Annotated in this window: 10 protein-coding genes and 1 pseudogene; 8 read left to right on the top strand and 3 right to left on the bottom strand. The window is 63.7% G+C overall.

What is annotated here, in order from left to right:
- Positions 1-6 precede the first annotated feature (6 nt).
- Positions 7-948 (bottom strand): ABC transporter permease, encoded by a 942-nt coding sequence (locus tag F3J19_RS09210; protein ID WP_167039996.1) that lies wholly within the window; start codon positions 946-948, stop codon positions 7-9.
- 13 nt (positions 949-961) lie between these two features.
- Entirely contained in the window at positions 962-2,515 is a 1,554-nt protein-coding gene (locus tag F3J19_RS09205) for an ABC transporter substrate-binding protein (RefSeq protein WP_167039994.1), read from the bottom strand.
- Between the two features lie 336 nt (positions 2,516-2,851).
- Here F3J19_RS09205 and F3J19_RS09200 point away from each other — a divergent pair, with 336 nt between their 5' ends.
- The 3 genes and pseudogenes from F3J19_RS09200 to F3J19_RS09190 all read left to right on the top strand — a co-directional run.
- Positions 2,852-3,490, top strand: a complete 639-nt coding sequence (locus F3J19_RS09200) for an isochorismatase family protein (RefSeq protein WP_167039993.1) — start codon at positions 2,852-2,854, stop codon at positions 3,488-3,490.
- Between the two features lie 83 nt (positions 3,491-3,573).
- A complete protein-coding gene (locus F3J19_RS09195) occupies positions 3,574-4,341 on the top strand; it encodes a DinB family protein (protein ID WP_167039991.1) in 768 nt (255 codons plus the stop codon).
- A 19-nt stretch (positions 4,342-4,360) separates the two neighbouring features.
- Positions 4,361-4,453, top strand: a pseudogene (locus F3J19_RS09190) (DDE-type integrase/transposase/recombinase); the annotation flags it as partial.
- Here the strand turns inward: F3J19_RS09190 and F3J19_RS09185 are convergent.
- On the bottom strand, positions 4,453-5,316 hold the full coding sequence (locus F3J19_RS09185) for a CoA ester lyase (protein WP_167040439.1): 864 nt from the start codon (positions 5,314-5,316) through the stop codon (positions 4,453-4,455). The pseudogene F3J19_RS09190 and the gene F3J19_RS09185 sit on opposite strands and share 1 nt — an antisense overlap.
- A 219-nt stretch (positions 5,317-5,535) precedes the next feature.
- Here F3J19_RS09185 and F3J19_RS09180 point away from each other — a divergent pair, with 219 nt between their 5' ends.
- The 5 genes from F3J19_RS09180 (at position 5,536) to F3J19_RS09160 (ending at position 11,079) form a co-directional block, all read left to right on the top strand.
- The gene (locus F3J19_RS09180; protein WP_167039989.1) at positions 5,536-6,732 is read left to right on the top strand and encodes a CoA transferase; all 1,197 of its coding nucleotides are present in this window, start codon (positions 5,536-5,538) and stop codon (positions 6,730-6,732) included.
- Positions 6,732-7,421: a GntR family transcriptional regulator gene (locus tag F3J19_RS09175; protein ID WP_167039987.1), complete on the top strand. Its 690-nt coding sequence runs from the start codon at positions 6,732-6,734 to the stop codon at positions 7,419-7,421. The genes F3J19_RS09180 and F3J19_RS09175 overlap by 1 nt, the downstream gene beginning before the upstream one ends.
- 99 nt (positions 7,422-7,520) lie before the next feature.
- Entirely contained in the window at positions 7,521-8,816 is a 1,296-nt protein-coding gene (locus F3J19_RS09170; RefSeq protein WP_167039985.1) for an MFS transporter, read from the top strand.
- Between the two features lie 55 nt (positions 8,817-8,871).
- Positions 8,872-9,711, top strand: a complete 840-nt coding sequence (locus tag F3J19_RS09165) for an amidohydrolase family protein (RefSeq protein WP_240158870.1) — start codon at positions 8,872-8,874, stop codon at positions 9,709-9,711.
- Positions 9,712-9,744: 33 nt separating this feature from the next.
- Positions 9,745-11,079 (top strand): amidase, encoded by a 1,335-nt coding sequence (locus F3J19_RS09160; protein WP_167039983.1) that lies wholly within the window; start codon positions 9,745-9,747, stop codon positions 11,077-11,079.
- Positions 11,080-11,230 lie beyond the last annotated feature (151 nt).

Genomic DNA, 11,230 nt, shown 5'->3' with positions numbered 1-11,230 from the left:
GTTCGATCAGCGCGTGCGTAGACGCGGATCGACCGCCGCGTAGAGCAGATCGAGCGCGGTGTTGACGAGCACGACGATCACCGCGAGCGCCAGTACGCCCGCCTGCACGAGCGGGTAATCGCGCGAGCTGACCGCCTTGAGAATGGTCGTGCCAATGCCCGGCCGGCTGAACACGACTTCGATCAAAATCGCGCTGCCGAGCGAATACGAGAAGGTCACGCCGATGATCGACAGCACGGGCACCAGCGCGTTTCTGAACGCGAGCCGCCAGACGATGGTGCTTTCGCGCACGCCCATCGCGCGGGCCACGCGGATGTAGTCGTGGCCGATGACTTCGAGCATCGCGGAGCGCGTGAGCCGCGCGATATACGCCGCCACCGACACGCCCAGCACGGCGGCGGGCAACACCAGATGCCGGAGCGCTTCGATAAAGCCGCCGTCGGAGCTCGAGCCGAGCGCGGGCAGCCATTTCAGATGCTGCGCGAACACGAGGATGCCCGCGAGCCCGAGCCAGAACACCGGGAATGAAATGCCAGCGAGCGCGACGAGCATCACGGCGATGTCGATGAAGCTGCCGTGCCGCACCGCCGTGACGATGCCGAGCGGCACGCCGACGAGCACGGCGATCGTCATGCCGGCGACCGCGAGAATCGCCGAATCGGGCAGGCTCTGCACGATCTCCAGCAGCGCCGGTCGGCCGGTGACGACCGAAGTGCCGAGATCGCCGTGCAGCACGTGCCCGATGAACAGCCCGTACTGCACGAGCAGCGAGTGATTCAGCCCGAGCTGCTCGCGCAGTGCGGCGAGTGCATCGTTGGTGGCGTAATCGCCGAGCATGTATTGCGCGGGGTCCCCCGGAATCATGCGGACCAGGAAGAACGTCACGGTGAGAATGCCGGCAAGCGTGACGACGAGGTGCAGCGTCTGTCTGGCCAGATAGCGTCCCATTGCGGGTGTCCTCTCAGGCGAGCGAGACCGGATATGAGTTCATCGTGAATAGCGAGTTCTGCACGAAGCCTTGAACCCTGTTCGAATGCGCGATGAACAGCCGGTCCGCATACAGGGGGATCAACGGAAGGTCCGTCATGCTCTTCTGCAGGATCTTCTGATACGCGACCTTGCGCGCCGCTTCGTCCTGTGCGGCAGCGGCCTTCGCAATCAGGTCGTCGACGCCGGCGTAATGCGAGGTATTGAGGCCTGGCGGAAACGATGACTTCGCGAGCATCGAGATGATCGGGTTGTCGGGATCGGGCGCGCCGACCACGCCGGTGATCGCGGTCGGGATTTTGCCGCCCGAGCGCGCCTGCAGGTACGCGCCGCGTTCGAGTACCTGGATGCGCGTCTTGATGCCGATGGCCGACAGGTCGCTCGCAATCGGCACGACGATCTTGTCGTAAGGACTGAAACCCACGCCGATGACATCCATCGAAAAATCCGTCTGCCCGGCTGCGGCGAGCAGCGCGCGCGCCTTGGCGGGATCGTAGGCGTATTTCGGTACGTCCTCGGTGTATTCGAGAAAGGCTGGTGTGAGTACGCTGTACGCCGGGCCTTTCGTGCCTTTGAAGAGACCGGCGATGATCGCGTCGCGGTTGATGCCGTACATGATTGCCTGACGCACGCGCAGGTCGTCGAGCGGTTTGTGCGTCATGTTGAGCACGAAGTTGATAGTGTGATCGGCGGGGCGGTCGTGCACCTTCACGTTCGGGTCGTCCTTCAGGCGCGCGATCACGCCCGGCTCCTGCAGCGCGAAGAAGATATCGATCTCGCCGTTGGTGAGCGCCGTGGCCGCCGCGTTCTCGTCGCGGATCACGCGGAACAGCACGCCATCGACTTTCGGCGGGCCGCCGAAATAGCTCCTGTTGGCGGAAACGCGCACTTCCTGCCCCGGCGTCCAGCTTTCGAAGACGAACGGCCCCGTGCCGACGGGATTCAATGCGTGCTTGCGATCTCCCATCTCGGTGACGGCCTTGCGGCTCACGATCCAGCCTTGATTCAGGTTGGTGACCTTATGCATGAAGCCCGAGTTCGGCGCCTTGAGTGTGATGACGACCGTGTTTGCGTCGGGCGTATCGATCTTCGCGATGGCGGCGAGTTGCCCGACATAGTTGCTGCCGGTTTTCGGATCGAGCACGCGCTCGAAGGAGAACCGCACGTCGTCGGCGGAGAGCGCGCCGAAGTTCTTGTGCCACTGCACGTTCTTGCGCAGGTGGAACGTGTAGACCGTGCCGTTCTGCGAGACGTCCCAGCTCAAGGCAAGATCCGGGACGATCTTGTTGGTCGCCTCGTCATAGCGCGCGAGTCCGCTGTAGATATGCGTCGCGACGGTCTGGTTTTCGACCTGAAAGATATGCGCCGGATCGAGATTGGCGATGTCCGAGCCGAGGCGCACGCGCAGGAGTTTCGGCTGCCCCTGCGCCCGGGCGAGCGGCGCCACCAGATTCAGCGCGGCGGCCCCCGCGACGCCCAGGGTGAATTGACGACGGGAAAGGCTGTGGCACGAGGCTTTTGTGGTCATGGCAAACACCGGTCGGAGAGCGATCGAATCGGTCGGGAGAGCACCAGATCAGAATCGCATACAAAAATTCGTGGGGCAAGGTCTCCAAAACACCAATCTCGGGTGTCGGCATGAAGTTATTTTTGTAATTTGTACGGATATTCAATCTAATATGATGAGATGACTAATTTTTGTTCTGGTTTTATGGCTTTTATTGAAGTGGCTAACCAAATCATACAAATTCAGCGTGAGTTTTAATGTTGACATTCTGATTTTTTGCATGCAATTTTCGGTGAGAGGCCGGCGTGGTGTTCCCGATTCCCGCCGCAACTCTCACTCTCTCTCGCCGAGGTCGACATGTCGGATACGGATATCTTCGTCAAACAGAAGTTCGGGCAATCGCTCGGTTTCGGCCGCAAGACGGCCGTCCTGGTGATCGATTTCCAGGAAGGCTTCACGCGCGAGGACGGCTTCGGCGGCTACAACATCAACGACGCCATCGCGCAGACGGCGAAGCTGCTCGCCTTCGCGCGCCGGCAGGCCATGCCGGTCTCGCATGTGTACTTCGCCGCGCAGAAAGGCGGCTTCGATATCGGCACGTTCGGCGAGAAGGTACCGCGTCTGCGCGAGCTCACCGAGGACGCGCCGGACACGCGGATCGTGTCGTCGTGCAGCCCGCTCGACGGCGAATACGTATCGAGAAAGCGCCATTCGTCGGCGTTCTTCGGAACCAACTACGCGTCGTGGCTGATGGCCGCGGGCATCGACACGCTGCTGGTCACCGGCTGCACGACGAGCGGCTGCGTGCGCGCGAGCGTCGTCGATGCATCCGCGCACGGGCTGCGTCCGATCGTCGTGACCGACTGCGTGGGCGACCGCGCGCAGGCGCCGCACGAGCAGAGCCTCTTCGACATGGGCCAGAAGTATGCCGACCTCATGACTAGCGCCGACGCGATGGCCGTGCTCGCGAAGGGCAAGCAGGCGGCGCTCGCCTGAACTTTCGCTTCAACCGGTCGGGCCGCCAGCGTGCGGGACAGGAGCACGCAGGCCCGAAGCAAGCTTTTGCAATGGAGGGATCCATGTCTGATACCGCGACTGGCGTGCGCATCAAGGTCTTCTGGCAGCCCGGCTGCTCGTCGTGCCTGCGCACCAAGGAATTTTTGACGCAGCAGGGCATCGAGTACGAGTCGCGCGACGTGCACAACGATCCGCGCGCGCAGGCCGAGCTGTTCGAACTGGGCGTGCGCAGCGTGCCGGTGGTGTCGATCGGCAAGCATTACACGCTCGCGCAATCGCTCAAGGATGTCGTGAAGTTTCTCGACCTGCGCACGACGCTCGCCGATCCGTTGCCCGCCGCCGTGCTGGTGCAGCGGCTCGACCACGTGATGAGCGCCGTTTCGCGCTACGTGCATCAGTTCACGCCCGAACAGCTGAACGAGCCGTTCCGCAACCGGCGGCGCACGCCGGCGCAGCTTTGCTATCACGTGTATCGCATCGCCGGGATGGGGATGGAAGCATCGCAGGGCATCGCGCTGCGCTTCGAGAGCTTCGACGAGGTGCCGCCCGAAACATGGACGGCGGACGATATCGCGCGCTGGGGCGACGACGTGCATCGCCGCTTCGATGCGTGGTGGGCTGCGGAGCAAGACCCGGACGTGAACTATACGGTTTCGACGTATTACGGCACGCGGCCGTTTCACGAAGTACTGGAGCGCACCGCATGGCACGCGACGCAACACACGCGCCAGATCATGCTGATGCTGGAGAGCCACGGCATTGCGCCTGACGGCCCGCTCACCGACACCGATCTCGCAGGCCTGCCACTGCCCGACGAAGTATGGGGATGACGTCGCAATCTTTCGAGGAGACCTATATAAAAAGGTGAGGGGGCAGTGGAAATATCTGTACCGTGCAGTTGACAACGCCGGCAACGCGATCGATTGCCCGCTGCGGGCTCATCACGCCATACCGAGCGCGCGGCCCAACTCCGCGAGTTTTTCCGCTCGTGTGATGAATGGTCCGTCGACGAGCTTGCCGTCCACTTTGAACGCGCCGACGCCTTCGCCGAGGGCCTCTTTTGCCGCGGCGACGACGCGCAGCGCATGATCCACTTCTTCCTGGCTGGGGCGGAACGCGTCATTGGCGAGTGCGACCTGGGTTGGATGGATGCAGCTCTTGCCGGCGAAGCCCAGCGCGAACGCGGATTTCGCGTCCGCCGTGAATCCTTCGGGATCCGCAATATCGACGAAAGCGCCGTCGTAGGCTTCGATGCCGGCTTCGCCCGCCGCGAGCCGTACCTGCAAGCGGACCGTTTGCAACGCGGCGGTGTCGCGCTGCGAGATGCCAAGCGGCCCGAACAGGTCGCCGAAGCCGACCTGCAAGCCTCTTACACGCGGATGCGCGAGCGCGATCTGCGCTGCGTGACGCAATCCTCGCGGCGATTCGATGTTGGCGAGAATGCCGATCGGCGCCGCGATGCCGCGCTCGCGTTCGAGCGCATCGAGCCTCGCCGCCAGTTGGCGCACGGCGTCCGGATCTTCGACCTTCGGCAGATTCAGCATATGAAGGCCGTCTTGCGTGCACGCGGTTACGTCGTCGGCAAAGTGGGGCGTGTCGATTGCGTTGATGCGCACGATCAACGTCTTGCCGGCCGCGCTGGCCTCGGGCGTCGACAGATACTGGCGCAACGTGCCGCGCGCGCTGGCCTTGCGGCTTTCCTCGACGGCGTCCTCAAGATCGAATGAAATCGCGTCGGCAGGGCCTTGCATGGCCTTTGCGAACAGTTCGGGACGTGACGCGGGGACGAACAGCTTGCTGCGCATCAGTAGATGGCCGGCATTCGATGACATGGTTGGCTTCGCTCAAAAATTGTAGACAATTTATTTTCTGTACTCTACATTGGTACCGTGTTCCGCACAACCACGAGTGCTGTTTTCGTGCCCGGCGACCGGCGCATCGTTTTTGCGGCTGACCCACGGCTGCTTCGGGCTGCTTCGTATTCACCGCGCAGTTGCCCGCAGTTGCCTCTTACACAGTTCAACATGACGTCTTCATCGCACGAATCCGCCGCCACGCCGGCCACCGCCGATCACTCCGCCGGACCGCTCGCCGGCATCAAGGTGCTGGATTTGAGCGCCTATATCGCGGGTCCATACGGGTGCACGCTGCTTGCAGATCAGGGCGCCGAGATCATCAAGGTCGAGCCGCCGCAAGGCGACAATTTGCGCAATTACCCCTCTACGCTGCCGCGGGAAAGCCGCGCCTTTCTCGGCGTGAATCGCGGCAAGCTCGGCATCGTGCTCGACCTGAAAACGGAAGCAGGGCACGACGCGCTGATGAAGCTCGTCGATCAGGCGGACGTGCTGGTGCATAACTTTCGCCCGGCCGTGCCGGCCAAGCTCGGCATCGCCTATGACTCGCTGCGCGAGCGCAACCCGCGTCTGATCTACTGTGCGCTCACCGGTTACGGCGATACCGGGCCGATGCGCGACAAGGCCGGCTACGACCAGGTGCTGCAATCGATGTCCGGCATCTGTTCGCTGCAAGGGGCGCCGGGCGACGCGGAGATCGTATACGGATCGGTGGTCGACTATTACGCGGCAGCGATGCTTGCCGCGAGCGTCGCTTCGGCGCTGTATGCGCGCGAACGCACCGGGCACGGACAGTATGTCGGCGTGTCGCTCCTCGCAAGCGCGCTCGCGATGCAGTCCGCGCGCTTCGTATGGGCGGACAGCGAGCCGCGCGAATGCTTTCGCGACATGCGCTCGGGCGGTATCACCGGTTTGCATCCAACGGGTGAGGGCAGCATCTATCTTTCGGCCAACACGCCGCATTTCTGGGCTGCGCTGTGCGAACTGATCGGGCGTCCGCAGCTCGCCGCCGATCCGCGTTTCGACACCGTCAGAAAGCGCGCCGAGCACGCGGACGAAATCGTGCCGGTCGTGCGCGACGCGTTACGCGCGCATTCGGCGCAGGAATGGGAGCTGATTTTCGGCGAACGGGTGCCTTGCTCGGCCGCGCGCGATATCGAGGACATGTTCGATCATCCGCAGGTACTCGCTCAAGGGCTCGTGGAAACCTACCAGCATGACAACGCCGGCCCGTATCGCGGACTCGCGCGTCCGTTTCGCTTCGGCACCGTGCCGCTTGCCGCGCAACGCGCCGCGCCGAGGCTCGGCGAGCATACCGAAGAGGTGCTCGCATCGGCCGGCATCGTTGTCAACAAGGATGCCGGGTGATGGAGCAGGTATCGATTCCGGGCACCATCCCGTATTTTCTGAAGGAACAGATTCGCCGCTCGATCATCGACGGCACGTTCCGGCCCGGCCAGCCGCTGCGCGAGCAGGATCTGGAGCGGCGCTATGGCAGCAGCCGTGGGCCGATCCGCGAGGCCTTGCGTCTGCTGGAGCAAAGCGGTCTGGTTAGCCATATCCAGCGGCGCGGCTTTCGCGTGACGTTGTACAGCGAGCGTGAAATACGCGACATGTACCTGCTGCGCGCCGAGCTGCAAAGCTACACGATGCTAAGTCTCGGCGAAATCGACGATCTGAAGCCGCTGCTGAAGGAAATGAACGAGTGTCATCAGCGCATGGCGTCGGCGTTCGAAACCCGCAATGTCGGACAGTACGTGCAGGAGATCCGCAATTTCTATGACGCCAGTTCGCGGTTTCTCGGCAACAAGCCATTGCAGGACGCGCTAAACCGGCTCTACGAAACCGCTGAGCCGCTGCGCTATAACCTGCTGTCGCGCAGGCTCGACAAGAGCCGCTCGCTGCAATACACGAAGAAGATCATGCAGGCGTTGAAGGCGCGTGATTTTTCGCAGGCGGCGGCGCTTAAGCGCGAGCATGTATTAATGAATCTGCCGAGTATCGTCGAGACCTATATGGCGGCGACCTATGAGGATACCGAAGCGAGAGCAGGCTGATTCAGGGCAAGGACGGCGACAACACATACAACGCGCCGCATGAGCAGAATGGGTACGACGAAGACCCCGATTGTCAAGAGCACCCCAGGAGACACCAGCATGCAGCAGCAAGCACAGGAGGACCAGACTCCGCACCCATCCGCAACGGATGCCAGACCGGCCAGTCAGGTCGCATGGTATCGGCAGGTCACAAGCGGCGCGTGGCGCGTGCTTGCACTCGCGGGGCTCGGCTGGCTGTTCGAGGTCTACGAGATCTTCGTGTTCTCGCTGACCGTGCCCGCCTTCATTGCGTACTTCGCATTGACGCGTGCGCAGGCGGGGGCGATTGGCAGTATCGCCGCGGCGGGATTGATCGTCGGCGGTATCGCGTTCGGCTGGGTGGCGGATCGCATTGGCCGCGTGCGCACACTGATGCTGACCATTCTCGTCTATTCGATCTTCACTGGGCTCACCGCGTTTGTGCAAGGCCCGGTTTCACTGGCGGTGCTGCGCACGCTTGCGGGCCTCGGTATGGGCGGCGCGTGGACCGCGGGTGCCGCGCTGGTCGCGGAGACATGGAAGCCCGAGCATCGCGGCAAGGGCGGTGCGATGATGCAGTTCGGCCTGCCGCTCGGCTCGCTGCTCGCGATCGGTGTGGTGGCGCTGATTTCAAACCTCTCGGGCGGCCTCGATCACGGCGGCTGGCGCTGGGTGTACGGCCTCGGTGTATTGCCGATCGTGCTGCTGTATCCGATCGCGCGCCGCACACCCGAATCGCCGGTATGGCAATCGCGCGCGCAATCCGGCGGCGAGCGCGGACAGATCGGCGATCTGTTGCGCCCTGGCAACTTCGGCGGACTCGCGAAGGCGTTCGGTTTCATCTTCTTCGTGCAGTACGTGTACTGGGCAGTTTTTACGTGGACGCCGACGTTCCTGCTGACCGTCAAGCACTTCAACTTCGTGCACAGCTTAAGCTTCACGTTCGCGCAGCAGCTCGGGTCGATCTTCGGCTTCGCGGTGTTCGCGCTGCTCGTCGATCGCATCGGCCGCAAGCCAACCTTCTCGATCTATCTGCTGATCGGCGCGATCGCGGTGTTCGCGTTCGTGACCGGCAGCGGCGAAACGACGGTGATGGTCGCGAGCTTCTTCACGGGCATGGGCATTACCGGCCTGTTCGCGGGCATGGGGCCGTTCGCCGCCGAACTGGTGCCAAAGACCAGCGCGCGCGGTTTCGCGATGGGCATTGCCTACAACGGCGGCCGCATCGGCGGCATGATCGCGCCGTATCTGATCGGCGCGTTGGCCACCTCGGCGAGCGGTTTCCGCATGGGCATGCTGACCACGCTGGTCGCGTTCCTGCTCGCGTGGGGGATGGTGCTGATCTCGCCGGAAACGCGCGGGCGGCAACTGAGCTGATGAGGCTGACCGGACGCCCGTCAGAGCGGGCGCATCAACCGGAGAAAACGTGACGATGAATCTTCAGGCATCCGAAACCATGAGTGGGTCTATCGAAGGCGCGTGCGATTGCCACCTGCACATCTACGATCCGCGCTTTCCCGAGCAGCCCGGCAACGGAGCACCGATGACCGGCATGACTGTCGACGACTATCGCTGTGTGCAGCGCAAGATCGGCACGACGCGTGCGGTGATCGTACAGGCCAAGCGCTACGGCACGGATAACGCCTGCCTCGTCGATGCCATCGCGCAGTTCGGCGGCGCGGCGCGCGGCATCGCGGTGGTCGCGCCGGACACGCCGCTTGCCGCCTTGCGTGAACTCGACGCCTGTGGCGTGCGCGGGCTGCGCTTTAGCGTCTGGAACGCACGCGATACGGTGATGACGGTCGATATGCTCGAGCCGCTCGCGGCGCGCATCGCCGGGTTGGGCTGGCATGTGCAATTGCATATGTCCGGCGATCAGATCGTCGAGCATCGCGACGTGCTGAACCGTCTGCCATGCATGATCGTGTTCGATCATCTCGCGCGACTCGCGCCGCAGCAGGGCGCCGCGCATCCGGCATTTCGCGTCGTCGCTGATCTGCTCGCGCGCGAGCGCTGCTGGCTCAAGCTGTCCGGCGCCTATCTGAACACGCTGACCGGCGCGCCGTACGAGGACGCGACGCGGGTCGCCGAGGCCTTCGTACGCGAGGCGCCCGAGCGGCTCGTTTGGGGCAGCGATTGGCCGCATGTCACCGAGCACGGCAACGCGGATACGGTCGCGTTGCGGTCGCTGCTCGACCGCTGGGTACCCGACCGGGCGATGCGCACGCGCATTCTCGTCGACCATCCCGCGGCGCTCTACGGCTTTGCGTGAGTCCAACCGGTTGAATAGGGACAAGGAGTATTCATGGAACCGCACCAGCTTTCCGCGGCTGAAGCCGCCCGACAGATTCATGAAGGATACCTGACCAGTGAGGCGCTGATGCGCTCGTGCCTTGAACGGGTCGACGCACGTGATCCGGTGGTCAAGGCGTGGCTCGCGATCGACCGCGAACGGGCGGTGCAGGCCGCGCGCGAGCAGGACAAACGTCGTCGCGACGGCGCGCGCGGGCTGTTGTCGGGCCTGCCGTTCGGCGTGAAGGACATGATCGATACCGCCGATCTGCCGACCACGCACAATTCGCCCGCTTTCCAGCGCAACCAGCCCGTGCATGACGCTGCCTGTGTCGCGCGTGCGCGCCATGCTGGCGCGGTGCTGCTTGGCAAGACCGATACGGTCGAATTTGCCGCGTTCGGGCGCGTCGCGGCAACCACGCATCCGCTCAATGCCGCGCATACGCCAGGCGGATCGTCGGCGGGTTCCGCCGCTGCGGTGGCCGATCTGCAGGTGCCGTTTGCGTTCGGTACGCAGACAGGCGGCTCGCTGATCCGGCCGGCGTCGTTCAACGGCGTGTATGCGTTGAAGCCGACGTGGAGCCGCGTCAGCGCCGAGGGCGTAAAGCTGCTTGCGGTCAGTCTGGATACGGTCGGCTGGTATGGCCGGAGTGTTGCCGATCTCGCGCTCGTCGCGCAGGTGTTCCGTCTGCTGCCGCCCGGTGCCGACGCCGCTCCCGAGGATGACGCGCCGTTGCGCGGACTGCGCGTCGGCATCTGCCGCTCGCCGCAATGGCCGTCGATCGAACCCGCCGGCGAGCGTGCGCTCGAAGCTGCCGCTCAACGCCTGCGTGATGCTGGTGTGACGATTGCCGATGTGACGCTGCCCGCAGCGTTCGACGACATGTCGGCCGCGCATCTGACCGTGATCGAAACCGAGGGCGCCGCCGCGTTTCTCGACCTGCTCGAAAGCCGCCGCGACAGCATGTATCCTGCGATGCTCGAACGATTGTCACCGGACCGGCTCGATAAGCCTGAGGTTCTGCGGCATGCGTATCGCGTCGCCGAACACTGCCGCGCGGAGCTGGACCGCGTGTTCGGCGATTACGACGTGCTGGTCACGCCGGCTGCGCGAGGTGAGGCGCCGCACGGCCACGCAAGCACTGGCGAAGCGGTGTTCAACGCGATGTGGTCGCTGCTGCATGTGCCTTGCCTGGCCGTGCCGTGCACGACGGGACCAAACGGTTTGCCGGTCGGTATACAGTTGATCGGTGCCGGGCATGAGGATGCGAAGCTCTTGCGCGTCGCCGCGCGGCTTGCGCCGATCATCGATGTCGAGGGAACAAGTAGGGGGAAGGGGCTTTCATAGACGCAGAATGAGCCGGAAGAATAGCGGGCAAAAACGGTTTTGTCGCGATAAGGTTGGATTGCTGGAGTGCGCGTCTTGTGAAACGGCACTGATACAGCGATGAAGCATGCACCGACGCTGCGAACGGCTCCTGGTTCTGGTCATGCGGGTC

The organism is Burkholderia sp. Ax-1724 (assembly GCF_011752995.1).
Classification (GTDB): domain Bacteria; phylum Pseudomonadota; class Gammaproteobacteria; order Burkholderiales; family Burkholderiaceae; genus Paraburkholderia.
Note: the sequence above shows the minus strand (reverse complement) of the source record. Positions and strands in the feature narration are given on the sequence as shown.